Source organism: Alkalihalobacterium alkalinitrilicum (assembly GCF_002019605.1).
Lineage (GTDB): Bacteria > Bacillota > Bacilli > Bacillales > Bacillaceae_F > Alkalihalobacterium > Alkalihalobacterium alkalinitrilicum.
In genome coordinates, this window is record NZ_KV917368.1 from 2,062,898 (window position 1) to 2,081,115 (window position 18,218).

Below are 18,218 nucleotides of genomic sequence, written 5' to 3' on the forward strand. Positions count from 1 at the left end.
TGTACTGTTTTAGACGGATTATTGACAGTTCCTTTAGTATTAACTCATAATCTTCCAAACTTTTTTCTATCAGCAGTTATAATAAAGTGAAACTTCCATCAGTGAAAGGTTTCCTCTTCCCCTACTTACCTTTTTTGATTCCTCGAATTCTTGAAATCGGGGTATTATTTTCAGTTGTTGCGGGATAAATCTTAGAGGAAACGTTTCATTGTTAACAGTTACTTATTTGATCGTGAAAGCAAAAGAACGGTCATCATATGTATCTTGCCCTTCTACATACGTTCGCTCACAAAAAGTAACTTGTTTCGATTTACTAATTGTAACGACAGTAGAACATCTTGTTCCATAGCCACCCATATTAATGAAAACAGATGAAAGTTGCTTTTCTAACTCTAGACCAACCCCTGTGTTAGGTAAATATTGTTCTTCTGCTTTTTCATCATTTGTAAGACTTGCTAATAAACGAGCGACAAGATCTCCTTGCTCTTCTTTAATCGCTTGCTCTATTAGAGTTTTACCACGTTCTACTTTGGGCCATGACGTATTTAAAAGCGCATTACTTACACTATGAATACCAGGTTCTAGTTTTCTAATGACATTTTCACGATTTGAAAAATAATACAAATCCTCTACAGTCCCACTTAATAAATTAAATCCTAAATAATTGTCTTTGAATTCCTTCACTATCTTTAAATATTCCACTGGATCAATCTCGCTTTTTAAATAATCTAGAACCAATCCCCCTCTTGATTTTTCATTTGACTTTTCCCTAACTTCTCGATAATTCGTCAGTGCAGCAATTTTTCCATTGGTCGTAATTCCTAACCATGTTCCTCCTTGCTCCAAGTCTTTTCCAGCTATTAATCCAGGGAATTCTGTCCAATACCCCGCCTGTTCTGTTGGTCTAATGAAAAACTCATCCCGATTAGCCGCTAAAATGAGATCAAACTGTGGATGACATTTATAAGCAAAATTTATTAAACACATAGTAGCCCCTCCTTGTAGAAAAAGGTAAATGATTGTTATAATTTTTACACATAGTATACTGTGAAACTTTATTTCGCTCCAAACGTAATTATAATACACAATGGAAGAGGAGGCATAATGATGACTGAAAAAGAAAACTATTCAAAAGAACTTCTTGCTATGTTTAAAGAAGAACAAGATGTAGATAAAGTATTACATAAAATTGGTGGTCTCGGCGAATCTGCTCAAAAAGAAGCAGGTGAATCCCTTGAAGCTTTAAAACGCCCCGTGAAGGAAATGTTGTCACAACCAAATAACGACCTTCCAACTCAACTACACCAGTTAAAGGAAGTAGTAGGTGAACTTGAACCTGATTATTTAAAAGAAGGCCAAGTGAAAAAATTCGTAAATAAGTTGTTTCGTAGGAGCCCTATTGAACAATACGCAAAAAAATATCAAACCGTTGAATCACAAATCGAGAATATAATTGAAGGCTTGCTTCATGGTAAAGATAAACTCCAAGAAGACTCCCTCATGCTCCAAGAATTAAAAATTGTTGCAAGAGAGCGAATTTCTAACTTAAATGATCAAATTGAAATAGGTAAACAATTAAACGAAATGCTTGAAACCGAGATGATAACCGAGGAATGGAAGGATAACCCAACCGCTCTGCAAAAAGGACAACAAAAAGTCATTTCACGTATTAAAAATATGTCCCAGGCGATTATGGTGTTGCAACAATCAGTCGCTTCCATCGATTTAATTATTGAAAACAACGATAAACTTGAAGAAGCGATTTTTAACGCAATTACGATGACGAAAAATATTATTACGGTCACGGCTTCAATCCAACTTGCTTTAGGAAACCAGCAAAAAGTAATCAAAGCAGTTCAAAATGTCAATCAAGCAACAGAATCGATGCTACTAACGAATGCGCAAATGCTTAAAGATAATACTGAACAAACATTAAAAACGTTAGAAGAACCTGCTATTGCTCTCGAGTCATTTAAAAAAGCGTATGAAGATGTATTTTCTGCTATTCAACTAACCGAACAATCAAATGAACGGATCATTAATAGCGGCAAACGATTTATCGCAGAAATGGATGAGTTAAACGATCGAATGAAGACAAAATTACTTCAGTAAATTCCATTTTTGCTTAACCATTGATAAGGAGCGAAAGCGATGCTAAATCGTTTACTTGAAATTCCTTGGATAGAAAGTATCTTACCTGATCGTCTACGTCCCGTCCAAGATGAAATTCTATTAGAAGAAGCAACCTTGCATACCTTACATGAGGCTGAACGAATATTAGAACATGTTATCCAACAATCTAGCAAATATAGCAAGAATCGAACTATTAAAAAGAAGCACCATGAATATGTTATTACAGTTAAAATTAAAAAGAAACTGATTAGCTTAAACATTATCGATACGTATTACTCTAAATCTAAATATAAAAAACGGATTTATATTCAATGTTTCCGAAAGTATTTTAAAGCGGATCATGGCGTTGGTAAGTGTAAAGAAGCTTCCATTCATTATACAAAAGATAAGAAAACGTACGTGCGAAGTGTAAAAAAATCTCCTTATACCCAAAACCTGTTTTATAAAATTGATAAATTAGATGACGCCTTGCTTGGACAACTTATTCAAAATGAACCAGAGGACGTTCACTATCCTCGATCGACAAATCAGTTAAAAAGTAATGACCAAGTGAAAAGTTTAGTCATTGAAACGAACCGATTAATTAGTCATACGAAAAAGCTTCAGATCGATCCATTAATTGAAAAACGTTTAGAGCAAATCATAGAACATACAGAAGTACTTTTACCTGATTTTTCATTACTTGAAATTGAAGAAAGACACATGATGAAACGAATGTTAAATGAAGATATACCGAACTTAATGCATGCTTACCTTTCTCTATCTCCAGAAAACAAAAAAGAACAGCGTGAAAATGTATTTGTCTCCTTATCGAAAATGGAGTTAACCCTTATTCGACTAAAAGAAGACCTTGAAAAAGCACGCCTTCAAAGAATGGAGCATCTGCTTAAACTAAACCACTTAAGGTATACCAATAATCAAGATGAATAAGTGAGGATGACAAACACGCGTCATCTTCTCTTCTTTATCGTTCGAATTTTATAAATATTACGTATAAAGATAACTAAACTCCTTTACATCGCTCGTTCGTTCTTATAAACTCAATTGTAAAGGCTTTCACTTGGCGAAGGTGGAAAAAGGAGGATACTATCATGACAAAAAAAATATTTGATTTAGGAAATCGAATTCATCTCATTGACGGGTTAGATCTTGGCTTACCTTATCGAACAGGTACATACGTTATTCGAGATGAGAAACTTGCAATTGTTGAAACGGGTCCGAGCTCATCTATACCTCAAATTTTAAATGGTTTGAAAGAACTTGAAATCGACCCTAATGACATTGATTACATAATTGTTACTCACATTCATTTAGATCATTCTGGTGGGGCAGGATTACTGATAAAGGATTGTCCAAATGCAAAGGTGATCGTCCATCCGAAAGGAGCTCGCCACTTAATTGATCCATCAAGACTAATTCTCGGGGCCAAAGCGGTTTATGGTGATGACTTTAACCGATTATTTGATCCGATTTTACCTGTACCTGAAGACAAGGTCATCATTAAAGAAGACGGTGAAACGTTAGCTTTAAGTTCAACATGCGATCTTACTTTTTATAATACACCTGGTCATAGTGATCATCATTTTAGCATACACGATCCTGTAAGTAATGGAATTTTTACAGGGGATACGATTGGAATTAGTTATAATGACATACTTGCTGATATTGGCATTCAACTTTACCTTCCTACCACATCCCCAAACCAATTTAAACCTGATGCGATGTTAAATTCTTTAGAAAGAATTAAGTCGCTTAATGTAGACGCTATCTATTTCGGACACTTCAATGTAGCTCATGATATTGAAGAGGTGTACAAGCAAATCAAATCATGGTTGCCACTATTTGTTGAAGCAGGTGAAAAGGCCGAACAATTAGGAAAAGACTATCATTGGATCGCAGAACAACTTTTCAATGCTGTAAGAGAAGATTTAAGAAAACAAAAGGTCCCTGACACCCATCCTTTCTATGAAATTTTCAAGTTGGATACTTCCGTTTGTGCAATGGGTATTGCAGATTATCTTGCGAAGAAAAATCGCTAAACTGAGAGGCTGACCGATTGTCGGCCTCTTTTTGTTTGATTTTTTAAAGAGAAAATGGCAATTTCCTCCTTTTTGAACTAAGTGAGAGCATGCACTCTATCTACCTTCAAAAAAACAGGAATAAAACGCCAACCGATGAATTATAGAAACAAAATTTACAGAAGCTCATTTATCAGATAAAATGATATGTAATCATTTAAGTTATTTTTCTATGAATATATTATTTTCATAAAGCGAGGTTAACCATGGACCGAAAACAAGCAGAAGCACTAGTAGGAAATCTAGTTATTATAAATGAGAACGACGAAGGTCAGTACATTGGAGAGCTCAAACAAGTAATTACAGCTCCAAGAAAACCATGGCGAGGGTTAATTAAAATTATCTCTGTTCATTCTTTACCGAAACCTACTTTTACTAACCGTGTAGAACTCGGTGTACCTATCTATTCGGCTGAGGAGGTTGTTGAAATTGCAGGATCAAAAATTATAGCCTCGCCTTCTATAGACGTCATAACGTATGAGGAAGGACTTACTTCAGCAATTACTAACGAAATCGAACTGATAATTAAAAGAAAACAACAAAACGCTCTAATTTACGAAGCTTTAACCGATTACCTACGGGAAGTTAACCCAGCGCAAGCAAGTTCCCTTATTGATAAATTATTAATTGAAGAAACAGTCGTACCTGAAGATGAGTACTTGTACTATACGCTAGAAAATAGAAATAATAGTCCGATTTTAGTAGAAGACCTTCATAGAAAAGAAGTTCCATTGGAAGGGTGTCCTTTTGAATTCGAGCTGAAAACTAGTCGCGGATGGACTAAAGGTACCTACTATTCCGATTGGACCTTTGAAGCCTTATCAGGGAAAAAGTATAAACTGAAGGAAGAAAAAAAACTTAGGTTAAACAAAAAGCACCTTGAACCATATCAACTATTTCTAAATGAATTAGACAAACCCGCTCTTCATTCATTTGAACATTTCTTAAAAACAAATGCCTTGTCCCATAATCAAGTTCTTACATGTCACAATTCTTTAATTCGACAATTATTATTTACGTCCGAACAAAAAGAATTTAGTGGAACGAATTTTATTACGTATCAAGCTCAACACGACATTTTCGTCATTCAACACCACTATGAACGAAAACTAAATGATGGAATTGATACAGTATATGATCGCTTCGAATTAACATCTTCAACCGGTAAACGATCGATTGTAACTTACACTAATTCATTTACTTCAGGAAAATAAGAAAAAAGAGCTTTTTAAGTAACTCGTAAGCTCTAATCGGACAAATAATTATTTTTGATGGTTTTAACAAAAAAGACGAACAACAAAAGTCGCATTGAATTTCATTTTCCAATGCGACTTTTTAATGGTTATTTATAATCAATTAGACGTTAATTTAGCTTTTTCTCACTCTTTTTTCTTATGAGATAACCACGTTAATAACGATTGACCTGTTTTTAGATCCAAATCTCTAACAGAAAAAGTTTTACCAAATATACTTGAAAGTACAGATAAGCGAACCGTCGTTAATGAACGAATCCGTTGCATCGGCGAGGAAGCTAACTCACCACTTTGAACTTTATTTTTTCGAATTAAAACGATTGATTTCGATAGTATTCGGTAGGTTAACATCACTTGACTTGGCTTAATTGCAACAGCGGAATCTCTATATTGTAAGTACCCGAGCAAAGAAAGAAACAACAAGACACCTGCAAAGTAGATCATGGCTGGGTAATAATACGTGAGTGTTAAAAATAATGCAACTGGCCAAAATAACATTCGTAATTGAAACCGTAATAACGAGCGTTTCGGTGCACGAATGACATCTTCACTCATTATATATTGGGGTAAATAAATAGCTAGTTCATTATTGATCTCACGTTGCCTTATTAACGGAAACAACACAGTCGACCGCTGTTCTTCATTTGTCCCTCCACCTTTACTTTCCACATATACCGCACTGTAACCAAACGGTTGCCGGAAAATATTACGAACAATTCGCACGGCTGTTACTCGATCGGTTTGTATAGTGAGCTGTCTTTTCTCAAGCAAACCTCTTGTAATTGTTAATTCGTTCCCTACTTTTTCAACGGAAAAATTTCCATACTTAATTATTGTAATTAATATAGAAATGAGCCAAGCTAATGCAAGAATAAAAAAACTATAGAGTAAAACTTGCAGATAAGAAGCGTCTAAAAAAAAGTCAATAAACTCTTTAACTAGCGTAATTGAAAACAGTTGTTCAATTTGCGGAAAAAATGCAATCACTGCAGTCAACACAATCCCTACTCCACTCGAAGTCATGGAAGCAATTGCTAAATCTTGTTTCGAAAGGACCCAACGATTCGATTTTACTCGTTCAGATTCACTTTGATCGGTCATTTCACTGACTGTACTTGTTGCTTTTTGCAGTAGAAAGTTTCGAGTCCTAATTCCCTCTTCTTCACTTATTGCAATTAAATAAACTTCCGGTTCGTTTCCACCGCCTGCTGTTTCTATCTTCACGCTTACCAATCCGAACATTCGTTGAATAATTCCTGAAGAAAGGTCTACACTTTGCACGCGTTCTACCCGAATATATCTTCGTTTTTTTACAAAGACTCCCTCTATTACACGTAATTCACCGTCAACCCATTCATAACGGAACGTCAACCAATACAAGGCACTATGTAGTAAAGATAGTAATAAAACGAAGAGAATAATATAAAAATAATACGTTCCAAACAGCGTCGTATCACTCGTCGTACCAAAAATAAGACCAAATAGGATCGGGACAATTAAATGTTTTAATGACGAAAAAAAGGAAATAAAAATGGCTGACCAATGAAGTCGATAACTATTCTTATTCATCATCATCCGCCACTGCTGCCAATTTTACGATACGATTTCTAAGTTCGTCTGCGACATCGAGTGTTAATGCGGGTATCCGATGTGTAGTAGCTGCGGTAGAAACGGTCACAGCTGCCAACTGAAATTTACGTAGGAGCGGTCCTTGTTCTGTGTCGACATGTTGAACTCTAATCATCGGGATTAATGTACGCTTCACAATTATGACTCCGTATTGTAGTTCAATTTCTTCATCGTATACATCGTATTTAAATCTTTTCCAACGCAGAAAAGGAGCCACGATCACATGAATGATTACAAAAATAACGAATGCCCCGATTAGTACATATAACATCCAAGATGGAAATGGAACATACAGCATCATAATCCCATATCCAATCGGAAGTATTGCAACGAAGAGAGCTTCAATACTTGTCCGAATTCTCCAAACGGTCAGGGCTTGTATGGCAATCGCTTGACTTGGGGCAGGGCGTATTCCCAAATACTCTTGATTACTCATCGTCTGTGACATAAATAATTTTCACACCTAGTGTAGTCAGCAACTCAATCACTTTAGTATTTAATTCACTATCATGGACCAAACCTAATGATTCCACGAGTTCAAGTTCCTCTAAATATCCCTCGGTTGCATCTTCAATTAATTCAATGATATCTTCTAATTTCTTGTCTTTTAACACATGTAGGATCTCTTCTTTATCCAATCTGAAAACCTCCTATTTACTGTTTACCTTCATTTTCTCGTGAAAATTAATGATATTGAAGTTAACTTATTGTTGTTTTTTAGAAACAGCATCCGTCATCTGTTTCCATACAGAGCCTTTCGCTTCTTCACCTTTTTCGATTCTTTCGATCGCCATATTCACTTGCATGCTCACTTCGAATTCATTATCGTCTTTGGCTTCATGTAATGCAGGTAAGGCCTGTTCATCGCCTACTTCGTATAGAAACATCGCTGCACGCCAACGAACTAGTTTACTTTCATCTTTTAACGCTTCCATCATCACTGGTATAGCAGCTTCATTTCCAATGTCGGATAAGCAATCCCCTGCCGTTCTTCTAACTGTCACAGATTTATCTTTTAAAGCTTGGTATAAGTAGGGAAGCCCCTTCTCTTCAAGCATTCCTAGATAAACCGTTGCCTGTCTACGAATAGACGCCTTTTCATCTTCTAAGGCTTTGACTAGAACTGGTAAATCTTCTTCAGTTGGATCCATGCGGTCCAGCGCCTCATAACGCTTTTTCCAGTCTGGATTATCTAACATTTCTATTGTGACTTGCTTGTAGAGATTTTGTTTATTGATTTGGTTTGGTGAATTTTCTGCGTTTAGTAGCTGATTGATTCGGTCTTCTGAAAAAGCGGCTTCAATTTCTTCGGCAACCGTATTAGCAACTTCCTCTAATTCACCATATCGAACATCTTGCTCTATCCATTTCCGTTCAAGTACGACATTATCTTGTTCTGATTGTACTTTCTGTAAAGCTGACAAAAATCGCTCAGGTAAGCCTACTCTAACCTCTCTTTCACCATCAGTTACTTTCACTTGCATCGGAATTTGTTTAAACATTTGTAATTGGACACGAACTTCACCAAACGATTGTTCACTCTCTTTCATGGCTTGAGCACTATTTGTCGTTTCAGATGTTTCACCGAAGACTTCACGGACTTTTGGAAGAATTTCCTTCCAATCAAACTTTGCATTTCTCTCTAATGCAATAAAATCGGCAACATGATAAACTCCTTTAATTCCTTCAATTGTAAACATTTTTTGTACAAAGTCAGGTGCATCAACTGCATTTTCTTTCGTATAGTTATTACGCTTTCCTTCTGTTAGTGTGTCTGATAGTATTAACTTCATTGTATTTGGACTTGGTGTTGGTTCAATGGTTTTTATATACATGTCGTTTCATCCTTCCACTTGCTTTATTGAACGATTTCGTTACGTATTATGCTACCATATTGCTTTAATCAGTTCTAAACATATGTTTACATGATTTAATTGATATTATTATTTTATTTCTATTCCATAGAGGTAAACTTTTTGGTATAAATAGAGGCTGTGTCAATAGAGCCTCTCTATCAACACAGCCTTACATTACATTTGAAAGTCCATTCATGATATCGATAAAAGATGACCGATCATCGAACACTTTTTTAATGGTCATTTCCTTATCAAGCAATACTGTAGTAGGGACACCTTTACATTGAAAATAATCGTAGACTTTCGTGCCTTCGTCTAGCAACACAGGAAATCTAAATTGATTTTGTTTTACATACAAAATTCCATCTTGGTCATTTCCTTCACGACCAACAACATTGACCGTAATAAAACTCAGTTTATTTGTATCTATTGTTTCAAACAATTGATTTTTTTTCACGAGATCTCGCTGCGAATCAGGACACCACGAAGTCCAAAACGTAATCATACAAGGCTTCCCCATATACTGAGATAAACTCACTTCACGATTTTCTTGAATGTCGAATAACTTTATATTTGAAATATCCATCCTAATCTTATATTAACAATGCGTGTTAAATGCTCCTGTTAAGTTAGCAACAATGCTTTCAACAGATTGATCTTCAATCTGTTCTCTCGGAATGAAATGAACGATTTCTTTGCCTTTAAATAAAGCCATCGATGGTGAAGAAGGCTCATAACCTTTAATATATTCACGCATTTTTGCTGTTGCATCACGGTCTTGCCCAGCAAATACAGTAACAATATGATCTGGTTTCTTTTCATTGTTTTGCGAAACGACAGCAGCAGGTCGTGCTAACCCAGCCGCACAACCACAGACTGAATTAATGACTACAAGTGTTGTTCCTTCTACTGTTTCCAAAAAATTTTCCACTTCTTCAACAGTTGTTAACTCATTAAATCCTGCATTAGTTAATTCAGCCCTCATTGGTTGGACTACTTGACGCATATATTCCTCATAAGACATTGACATTTACTTTTTCCCCTTCCTCAATCGATTGTCCCAAAAACGATCGTTTTTGAAACAACTCCTTCTTTACATACAAACTCATCATACTATAGTGAAAACATTGAAATCAAATCATTCCTTTTAAATCGTTCCAAAAACGTAGATATACATTTATTAATAGTGCTCAAGTACACCGATCAAGTAATCAATCGAGCGAAAAGCATAAATTTCTTCTACGATTTGGCCGTTTTTAATGATTAATAACAATGGAACACTTTTGACCTTTAATGACTGAGCTACATCGGGAACTGCATTAATATTGCATTTATTAATTTGTATTGTCGGGCGTACTTCAGTCGATATCACCTCTAACATTTTCGTAGCTAACCTACATGTGCCACAAAAAGGGGAATAAAAATAAATGAACGAAACACCTACTTGACTTCCTAACATACGCATTAATTGTTGTTTTGACATTTCTTCCATACAACCACCTCTACTAAAATGGGAAGAAAAACGGAATTGAAAATAACATCACGATAAATAAAATCAATTGCAAAGGGACACCTATTCTTACAAAGTCACTAAACTTATATCCACCAGCTGTCATGACTAGTGCATTCGTCGGAGAAGCTACAGGTGTCGCAAAAGCCATACTTGCCGCAATACTTACAGCTAATAATAACGGATACGGGCTCACTCCCATGTTGACTGCAGCTGTAACCGCGATTGGTGCAAATAATACAGCAGTCGCTGTATTAGATATAAATTGACTAAAGAACATCGTCGCTAAATAAAAACCAGCCATAACCGCGAGTGGACCATATCCCCCTAATAATGAAATGAGTCCATCTGCTAGGAACTGAACTCCTCCTGTGTTTTCAAGCGCTGTTGCCATTGGGAGCATAGCCGCAATCAAAATAACACTCTCCCAATTAATTCTACCGTATGCATCATCCATGTTTCTCAAACATCCCGTAATCACCATTAAAACGGCTGCAATAATGACGGCGGTCACCGCTGGCACAATTTCAAAAGTCATTAAAATTAGCATCATAAGCATAATCGCTCCAGCAATTGGTGCTTTTCCACTTGCCGCTGCCATGCTTGCCTGTTCTTGAGGTTGACCAACGACGACAACATCTTGAGTTTCTTTTGCTAAAAGTTCTATATCTGACCAAGCGCCTTGTACAAGAAGAGCATCTCCAAATCTAAGTTTTACATTAGACATATTTTTTAGGAAATAATTTCCTTTCCGATTGATACCAATGATATTTAAATTGTATTTTTCTCGAAAGGCTACTTTTTCAATCGTTGCATTGATTAGGCTCGATTGCGGAGTTAATAAGACTTCAGCAATACCTAACTCTCTTGAGACCAATTTTTCTGCATCTGTCCATTGACGTTCGGTTAGCTTCAAACCATATTTTTTACATATTTTATCAATATTATCTTGATCTCCTTGTAAATACAATACATCTTGTTCATGAATGATACTATTCGGACCTGCCATCTCTTGAAATGTAACAGGCAAAAACTTTGTTCCTTCTTTTGACTTTCGTTCTATTTTTAAAACACATAGTTGAAATTCAGCAGGTATCCGTAAGTCTGCTAAATTTCGTTCCGCCATTGAAGATCCTTGTAACACTCTAACCGTATATAACTTATCACTAATTTGATAGTTTCTTGCCATTTCAGAAGGAGAAACTGTCCCCTCTCGTCGTTCACGTTTGTTCGCATTTTCTTTAGGTAATAAGATAGGTCCAAAGACAACGAGAAAAATAATACCCGTGACAAAGGCCACAAGACCTATTGGTGTAAAATCAAAAAAAGAAAGCCGCTCATAACCATAATCAGCTAATGTTTGGCTTACGATTAAATTCGGTGGAGTTCCGATTAATGTAAGAACACCTCCAAGACTGCTAGCAAATGCCAACGGAATTAAAAATTTGGCTGGACTTGTTTTCATACTCATAGCTAAACTAACTACAACAGGTAATAATAGCGCCACCGTTCCCGTATTACTCATAAATCCACTTAACACTCCGACAATAATCATCAGCATAATGAGGAGCCTGAGTTCACTATTTCGAGAAGCTTTCATTAATAGTTGTCCTGCTTGATTCGCTAACCCTGTCCGGAAGATCCCACCGCCCACAATAAAGAGACCAGCAATCATTATAACTACAGAATTTGAAAAGCCATTTAATGCATCCTGCGTTGAAATAATTCCCGTCAGAACAAGTGTTAAAAGAGACAACAACGCAACAAGGTCTGACCGAATGTTACCTATCATAAAAAACACTGTTGTCACAGCGAGGATGGTAAACGTTAAAATTAGTTCAGGCTCCACTACGCCACCTCGAATAAAATAGAGCCCAACTCAAAGGATTTTTCTTAAGTGTATTCACCTATTGGAATATACAATAACAACATCAATGTACATTTCCATCCTTTTGAGTCAGACTCAAATTTTTTACTTAAATTAAATCATTACACGAGTAATTGTTCCTTTAATACCTCATTTGCTTTTAGAAGAGCTGCTCCTTTTTCAATCGCAACACCTTCTTCTTGTAAGATATCTTCCAAAGCGCTAAGCATGAGAGTAACGTTCGCTTGTTTTGCATTATAACCCATTAACCCTATTCTCCATACTTTACCTTTCAACTCTCCTAACCCACCACCAACTTCAAGATCATACTTTTCAAGTAACCGTTTGCGAACCTTAGCATCATCGACACCTTGTGGAATGCACACAGAAGTTAATTGATGAAGACGATGTTCTTTCTTAACAAGCAATTTAAGCCCCATTGCTTCTAATCCTTGTTGTAGAGCTTCCCCATAAAGAGCATGGCGGGCGAAAACATTTTCAACACCTTCATTCACAATCAAGCGTAAAGACTCTCGTAATGAATAGGCCATCGTTATTGGAGCGGTATGATGATATGAACGTTCTTCTCCCCAGTAACTGACAATCATTGATAAATCTAGATACCAACTTTGTACTTTAGACTTTCTGTTATTCATTACTTCAACCGCACGATTACTCATCGTAACCGGTGCTAATCCAGGAGGTGCACTTAAACATTTTTGTGTACCACTGTAAGCGGCATCGACTTTAAGTTTGTCAATTTCAGTTGGACACCCACCAAGGGATGTAACCATATCACAAACGAACAACGCATTGGTTGTATGAACAATTTCACTGATTTCTTCAAGTGGTTGTCTTACACCCGTTGAAGTTTCAGCATGAACGACGGCAACAAGCTTAGCATCTGGATGAGTTTCTAACGTTTCTTTTACATCTTGTGGTTTGATAATTTCTCCCCATGCAGCTTTTATTTGTATCACTGTAGCACCGCAACGTTCAGCAACGTCGACCATACGTGTACCAAATAAACCATTTACCCCAACGATCACTTTGTCACCTGGCTCGACTAAATTTACAAATACGGTTTCCATTCCCGCACTACCAGTGCCGCTCATTGCAATCGTTAGTTTATTTTCGGTTTGATATACTTTTCTTAATAATTCCATTGTCTCATTCATAATCGTTAAAAACGCAGGATCAAGATGACCTAACAATGGAGTTGACATAGCTCGTAAAACGTGAGGATGAACATTACTTGGACCTGGTCCCATCAATACGCGTTCTGGTGGTAATAATTCTGCTACCATTCGTTTCACTCTCCTATACAGTTATTTACTTATACAATACCATATTTTGAGTGAATTTCCTCTATTTCTCTACGTTCATTATAAATTTAAATATGTGCACTATAATAATTATAGTCTTATATTTTTTAACACTAGAAAAAATAATAATTTCTAGGGGAATGCCTATACAGGATGAGCAACACCTTCATAGCCTATAAATGTAAGATGATTATTTTAAGGAGGTGCTTAGAATGGGACACACTTATAGCGGTGGTTTCACTCTAATTGTTGTATTGTTCATCTTGTTAATTATCGTTGGTGCTTCATACACTTGGTAATAAGAAAAACGAAAGGCCCTTGGGAAGCCACGACATGCAAATGTTCTGGCTGACTAAAGTCCGCTCTTTGACTTTTGGCTGACAGGTTATCTGTCCTCGAGGGGCTAGGGCCTGCAGTTAGACATTAAGAAAAACGAAAGGCCCTTGGGAAGCCACGACATGCAAATGTTCTGGCTGACTAAAGTCCGCTCTTTGACTTTTGGCTGACAGGTTATTTGTCCTCGAGGGGCTAGGGCCTGCAGTTAGACATTAAGAAAAACGAAAGGCCCTTGGGAAGCCACGACATGCAAATGTTCTGGCTTCCAGATTGTTGTCCTTAGGAGAAGATATTGGCCCTCTAAATATTCAATTAGTAAGGCTTATGACATTCTTCGGAATGTCTTAAGCTTTTTTTATATTAACAGCGAAAAGAGACTGATGGATATATCAGTCTCTCGCCTCATTAAAAATCTGAACGTTGTAAAATCATTTGATTTTGCATTTGTCGGATACGTTGCTGTGCCCTACCTAACTGATCTCTCTGTTCAGCAGTTGCACTTCTTGAAATTGCATCAATTTCTTGAAGAATATCCTCTAATTGTTGTTGTGCGTTTGAATAGTCAGCAGCGTCACCTTCTTGGACTTGCATACCTAAATTCAACTGTTCCTGTGCTTGTTCAATCACTTCATTTGCTTTTAATAAATAAAAATCAACCTGTTGATGAATAGCCACACCATTCTCCTCCTCTAAATGCTGTCAAAGTAGAATGGTATTAATTTGTCTTTTCTTATGCGGTTTTATTCTAGGGTTACAAATATTTCTCTTCACTTTCATAATTTTTCTATGTAGCGTCAAATTTAGTGTCTTTAAAACCTATTCATTTTCACGAAGGAATGTATGTACAAAAAAATCACAAGCAATCATGCTATTTGGAAATATTTCTCGAGCTTCCTCTTCTAAAATGTGAACCTTACCTTCATACCTAGCACTAATATGATTTAATATTAGTAACTCTACTTTGGCTGCCCTTGCAATTTGGGCCGCATCACTAGCTGTTGAATGTCCATATTGATGGGCCAGCGCTTCATTTATTTTACTAAACGTCGCTTCATGAATGAGTATGTTTGCAGATTTCGCTAAATGCACAACCTTCTCACATGGTTTCGTATCCCCTACAATCGTAACCACTCTTCCTTTAATATCAGGACCTACATAATCAGCACCGCTAATCCATTCCCCTGAAGGTAATTGAACTTTTTCTTTCGCTTTTATATTTTTATAAATGGGTCCAGCTTCAATTCCTTTTTCTTTTAATCGGTGTACTAATAATTCTCCACTTTGCGATTTTTCTTCTATCCGAAATCCAAACGATGGCATAACGTGATCTAATAATAAGCAATGAACAATAAACATTTCATCTTCAAAGATAAGCCCTTCTTTTATCTCATGAATGTGTAAAGGATATAATAAAGTGGTTTTGGAAATCGAAAGACATTGTTCTATAAAAGTCTTAATCCCTTTTGGACCATATATGGTAAGCGGTGTTTTGCCTCCTTGAAAAGACCTGCTTCCAAGTAAACCTGGTAAGCCAAAAATATGATCTCCATGAAGATGCGTGATAAAAATTTTTTCAAGCTTACTTAGTTTTAATGACGATCGTAATATTTGCTGTTGCGTTCCTTCACCACAATCCACCATCCACACGCTTCCATTCTTTTGTAAAAAACGAATTGCGAGCGAGCTAACATTTCGCTTCGTTGAAGGAACTCCTGCTCCTGTTCCTAAAAAATGAAATTCCAATTAAGATCCCCCCTTTTTAACATGCATACTTTTTATCATTATATATTTTGTCGAACTCTAAACAAGTTAAACTGTTAATCATACTAAAATACGGAAGATTGACATTATGTCAGCCTTCCGCTTTTTGAGTTTGTGCTGATACGGATGAAAAGTTGCTTTTATCTTCTTCAACAGTACTTTCATTAATAGGACTCTTTTTGTAACGTCCAATTATCGAACTCGCAATAAAAATAGCCCCTACAGAAAGTAGAGCATTCGACCAGCCAACTAATATACCTGCTAAAAAGATAATTAAGAAGTCACTTGCAAAGATCGTTACACCACGATTCACTTTGAATTTTTGATCTAAATATAAAGCTAAAATATGAATTCCTCCAAGTGATGAGCCGTTGTTTAATACGAAGGTTACACCAATTCCGATAAATAAACCTCCGACAATTGTAGCGATCCAATCTGGAAAAGGGGTGACCTGAAATATCTGAAACCATTCACTGATAAACGAAATGGCTGTGATAGAAACGAGGCTAGATATTGTAAATTTCATCCCAAGCTTTTTTATGGATATAATAAAGAAGGGTAAATTGACGAGAAAAAATAAGATGCCCCACGACCAGTTCGTTAGAAAGTCTAATACTGTAGCTACTCCTGCTGTACCACCAAAGGTAAAATCATGAATAGCTAAGATCCTTAAGCCTAAAGAAGTTATAAATAACCCGACTATAATGAATAGCCAACGTGTAAATATATTGTTCAAAGAATTCCTCTCCTCCTATGTATCTCCTATTTACAATACGCAAAACTACTATACATTTCAATGCATATGAGTGAATATTTATAAATCAAAAAACTATAAATTTTCTAATAACTAACAGTTCTTTAAGTGCATCCCCAACTTGTCCCTTTTTTAATTTCTCGAAGGCTTGAAGTGGGGGTATTACTGCCAGTTGATGCGGGATAAATAATGACGCCCCAAACTAAAGAAGGATGAAATCAAATGATTTCATCCTCTAACCCTAATATTTTAAATAGCTTCATAGCATAATGAAGCTCGCTTCTCAGTATTCATCTTCTTTTCCTTACCACTGTTTAGTAGTATGAAGAAGGTCATCAGATGCGGAAGCAATTTTCGAGGAAGCTTGGGCAATTTCTCCAATGACTCTCGTAAATTCATCTAAGTCATTTTGAATTTCTTTATTTCTATCTTTAGTTTCTTTCATTTGACTAATAATTTCCAAAAAGGAAGCTTCAGTTACTGACATGTTTTGATTACTTTGATCAACTAATGTTTCTACTTTTTTCATACTTGCATTATTTTTATAGATTTGTTCATTCGTTTTCTCAATTAATTTTTTTACACCTTCAACAGATTGATTCGTTTGTTCTGATAACTTTCGTACTTCTTCTGCTACAACAGCAAATCCTTTTCCGTGTTCCCCTGCACGAGCCGCTTCAATGGCAGCATTTAAAGCAAGCAAATTCGTTTCATTAGCAATAGATTGAACAATGGTTACGATTTCATTAATTTGTTTCGCCGTTTGTTCAAGTTCAGTAATATCTTTCGTAATGATATTTGTTGTGTCTTGGATATCTTTAATATTTCCACTTAATAAATCAATTTGTTTTTTTCCATCAATGGCTTTTTCTTCAGCAAGGCTAGCAATCTCTAATCCTTTGGTTGATTTAAGTGCAATCTCATCAGTTTGTGCTGTTACTTCTTCGACAGCTCCGTTCGTATCTTGAGCTAAAGAGGCCAAGCTTGCTGATGTTTCATCCATCAGTGCTTTCACTTCGTTTTTCGTTTCTTCTTCTTTTTGTTTCAATCGGAAAATTTCATCATCATAAGCTTCAACTACTAATTGCTGTTCTAAATTAATTAATTTAGTTACTGCTTTCATCGCCACTAAGACGTCCTCTGGATGCTCGTACTCAAATTCAATGAAGTCGATAAAGTGGTTTAATAAACCTTGGTAAGCACAGATATACCATTTCTGTTCTAAGCCGATCCGAACATGTGCTTTAGCAATACGAATCCTTTTTTCAATAAACTCCTCATCAATTTTCCCACTAAACATTTCAATTAAATGGGTTTGAAGTGTTCCTTTTAATCTATCAATTGTAGAATGATTATTAATAATTGCTGTTAAATCAGAAGATTGACCAATGGTCGTATAAAATTTATCCGTAAGTACACTAACATTTCTTTCAACAAATGGCTTTAATTCTCGAATCACTTGCAACTCTTCATTCGTTAACTTTATAATCTCAACTTGTATATGTAATTCTGATTTATCTCCTGGTATTGAAAGAAGCGTATCATGTATCTTGCTTTTTTCTAATAAACGTTCATGTTCCTCATGTTTTAAGCGAAAAAATCGTGTAATTCCCACTACCTAACTCCCCCTACATTTTCACTATTTTTACGTTTATTATAACAGTGCTGTTACAACTAAACTACATTTTCCGACAATTATAGGTAGCTAAGAGGAGA

19 protein-coding genes are annotated in these 18,218 nt (G+C 36.0%); 5 read left to right on the plus strand and 14 right to left on the minus strand.

The window, feature by feature from the left end; all coding sequences use genetic code 11:
- Positions 1–222: 222 nt before the first annotated feature.
- Positions 223–987 carry an NRDE family protein gene (locus BK574_RS09550; RefSeq protein WP_078428448.1) on the minus strand — a complete coding sequence of 255 codons (765 nt, stop codon included), beginning with the start codon at positions 985–987 and terminating at the stop codon, positions 223–225.
- Between the two features lie 120 nt (positions 988–1,107).
- Between BK574_RS09550 and BK574_RS09555 the strand changes: the two genes are divergently transcribed.
- The 4 genes from BK574_RS09555 to BK574_RS09570 all read left to right on the plus strand — a co-directional run bounded on the left by BK574_RS09555 (position 1,108) and on the right by BK574_RS09570 (position 5,425).
- Positions 1,108–2,112 (plus strand): toxic anion resistance protein, encoded by a 1,005-nt coding sequence (locus BK574_RS09555; protein WP_078428449.1) that lies wholly within the window; start codon positions 1,108–1,110, stop codon positions 2,110–2,112.
- A gap of 39 nt (positions 2,113–2,151) precedes the next feature.
- Complete coding sequence (locus tag BK574_RS09560; RefSeq protein WP_078428450.1) at positions 2,152–3,063, plus strand: hypothetical protein; 912 nt, start codon at positions 2,152–2,154, stop codon at positions 3,061–3,063.
- Positions 3,064–3,224: 161 nt separating this feature from the next.
- Complete coding sequence (locus tag BK574_RS09565) at positions 3,225–4,172, plus strand: MBL fold metallo-hydrolase (protein ID WP_078428451.1); 948 nt, start codon at positions 3,225–3,227, stop codon at positions 4,170–4,172.
- A gap of 245 nt (positions 4,173–4,417) precedes the next feature.
- On the plus strand, positions 4,418–5,425 hold the full coding sequence (locus tag BK574_RS09570; protein ID WP_078428452.1) for a DUF2777 family protein: 1,008 nt from the start codon (positions 4,418–4,420) through the stop codon (positions 5,423–5,425).
- Positions 5,426–5,590: 165 nt separating this feature from the next.
- On the opposite strand, the gene BK574_RS09575 is transcribed toward BK574_RS09570, so the two are convergent.
- The 9 genes from BK574_RS09575 to BK574_RS09615 form a co-directional block, all read right to left on the minus strand.
- A complete protein-coding gene (locus BK574_RS09575) occupies positions 5,591–7,033 on the minus strand; it encodes a PH domain-containing protein (protein ID WP_218970567.1) in 1,443 nt (480 codons plus the stop codon).
- On the minus strand, positions 7,026–7,541 hold the full coding sequence (locus BK574_RS09580; protein WP_238457995.1) for a PH domain-containing protein: 516 nt from the start codon (positions 7,539–7,541) through the stop codon (positions 7,026–7,028). Before BK574_RS09580 ends, BK574_RS09575 begins: the two co-directional genes overlap by 8 nt.
- Positions 7,522–7,731: a hypothetical protein gene (locus tag BK574_RS09585; protein WP_078428454.1), complete on the minus strand. Its 210-nt coding sequence runs from the start codon at positions 7,729–7,731 to the stop codon at positions 7,522–7,524. The genes BK574_RS09580 and BK574_RS09585 overlap by 20 nt, the downstream gene beginning before the upstream one ends.
- Positions 7,732–7,797: 66 nt before the next feature.
- On the minus strand, positions 7,798–8,928 hold the full coding sequence (locus BK574_RS09590; protein ID WP_078428455.1) for a conserved virulence factor C family protein: 1,131 nt from the start codon (positions 8,926–8,928) through the stop codon (positions 7,798–7,800).
- Positions 8,929–9,118: 190 nt separating this feature from the next.
- Positions 9,119–9,535: a TlpA disulfide reductase family protein gene (locus BK574_RS09595; protein WP_078428456.1), complete on the minus strand. Its 417-nt coding sequence runs from the start codon at positions 9,533–9,535 to the stop codon at positions 9,119–9,121.
- 12 nt (positions 9,536–9,547) lie between these two features.
- Entirely contained in the window at positions 9,548–9,979 is a 432-nt protein-coding gene (locus BK574_RS09600; protein WP_075384711.1) for a BrxA/BrxB family bacilliredoxin, read from the minus strand.
- Between the two features lie 150 nt (positions 9,980–10,129).
- Positions 10,130–10,432: a thioredoxin family protein gene (locus BK574_RS09605; protein WP_078430823.1), complete on the minus strand. Its 303-nt coding sequence runs from the start codon at positions 10,430–10,432 to the stop codon at positions 10,130–10,132.
- Positions 10,433–10,454: 22 nt separating this feature from the next.
- Entirely contained in the window at positions 10,455–12,308 is a 1,854-nt protein-coding gene (locus tag BK574_RS09610; RefSeq protein WP_169917342.1) for an SLC13 family permease, read from the minus strand.
- Between the two features lie 140 nt (positions 12,309–12,448).
- Positions 12,449–13,633, minus strand: coding sequence for a pyridoxal-phosphate-dependent aminotransferase family protein (locus BK574_RS09615; protein ID WP_075384713.1), 1,185 nt, complete (start codon positions 13,631–13,633; stop codon positions 12,449–12,451).
- Positions 13,634–13,863: 230 nt separating this feature from the next.
- Between BK574_RS09615 and BK574_RS09620 the strand changes: the two genes are divergently transcribed.
- Complete coding sequence (locus BK574_RS09620; RefSeq protein WP_075384714.1) at positions 13,864–13,950, plus strand: YjcZ family sporulation protein; 87 nt, start codon at positions 13,864–13,866, stop codon at positions 13,948–13,950.
- A gap of 442 nt (positions 13,951–14,392) precedes the next feature.
- Here the strand turns inward: BK574_RS09620 and BK574_RS09625 are convergent, their stop codons facing one another.
- The 4 genes from BK574_RS09625 to BK574_RS27450 all read right to left on the minus strand — a co-directional run bounded on the left by BK574_RS09625 (position 14,393) and on the right by BK574_RS27450 (position 18,117).
- Positions 14,393–14,662, minus strand: a complete 270-nt coding sequence (locus BK574_RS09625; RefSeq protein WP_075384715.1) for a DUF2524 family protein — start codon at positions 14,660–14,662, stop codon at positions 14,393–14,395.
- Between the two features lie 141 nt (positions 14,663–14,803).
- Positions 14,804–15,730, minus strand: a complete 927-nt coding sequence (gene rnz, locus BK574_RS09630; RefSeq protein WP_078428457.1) for a ribonuclease Z — start codon at positions 15,728–15,730, stop codon at positions 14,804–14,806.
- A gap of 109 nt (positions 15,731–15,839) precedes the next feature.
- On the minus strand, positions 15,840–16,484 hold the full coding sequence (locus BK574_RS09635) for a YitT family protein (RefSeq protein WP_078428458.1): 645 nt from the start codon (positions 16,482–16,484) through the stop codon (positions 15,840–15,842).
- A 322-nt stretch (positions 16,485–16,806) separates the two neighbouring features.
- A complete protein-coding gene (locus BK574_RS27450) occupies positions 16,807–18,117 on the minus strand; it encodes a protoglobin domain-containing protein (RefSeq protein ID WP_078428459.1) in 1,311 nt (436 codons plus the stop codon).
- Between the last annotated feature and the right edge of the window lie 101 nt (positions 18,118–18,218).

Coding starts and splice junctions, on each gene's coding strand:
- BK574_RS09600 (WP_075384711.1), bottom strand. CDS start 9,979: ATGTCAATGTCTTATGAGGAATATATGCGTCAAGTAGTCCAACCAATG.
- BK574_RS09555 (WP_078428449.1), top strand. CDS start 1,108: ATGACTGAAAAAGAAAACTATTCAAAAGAACTTCTTGCTATGTTTAAA.
- BK574_RS09620 (WP_075384714.1), top strand. CDS start 13,864: ATGGGACACACTTATAGCGGTGGTTTCACTCTAATTGTTGTATTGTTC.
- BK574_RS09605 (WP_078430823.1), bottom strand. CDS start 10,432: ATGTCAAAACAACAATTAATGCGTATGTTAGGAAGTCAAGTAGGTGTT.
- BK574_RS09575 (WP_218970567.1), bottom strand. CDS start 7,033: ATGAATAAGAATAGTTATCGACTTCATTGGTCAGCCATTTTTATTTCC.
- BK574_RS09570 (WP_078428452.1), top strand. CDS start 4,418: ATGGACCGAAAACAAGCAGAAGCACTAGTAGGAAATCTAGTTATTATA.
- BK574_RS09580 (WP_238457995.1), bottom strand. CDS start 7,541: ATGTCACAGACGATGAGTAATCAAGAGTATTTGGGAATACGCCCTGCC.
- BK574_RS09595 (WP_078428456.1), bottom strand. CDS start 9,535: ATGGATATTTCAAATATAAAGTTATTCGACATTCAAGAAAATCGTGAA.
- BK574_RS09565 (WP_078428451.1), top strand. CDS start 3,225: ATGACAAAAAAAATATTTGATTTAGGAAATCGAATTCATCTCATTGAC.
- BK574_RS09560 (WP_078428450.1), top strand. CDS start 2,152: ATGCTAAATCGTTTACTTGAAATTCCTTGGATAGAAAGTATCTTACCT.
- BK574_RS09550 (WP_078428448.1), bottom strand. CDS start 987: ATGTGTTTAATAAATTTTGCTTATAAATGTCATCCACAGTTTGATCTC.
- BK574_RS09615 (WP_075384713.1), bottom strand. CDS start 13,633: ATGGTAGCAGAATTATTACCACCAGAACGCGTATTGATGGGACCAGGT.
- BK574_RS09590 (WP_078428455.1), bottom strand. CDS start 8,928: ATGTATATAAAAACCATTGAACCAACACCAAGTCCAAATACAATGAAG.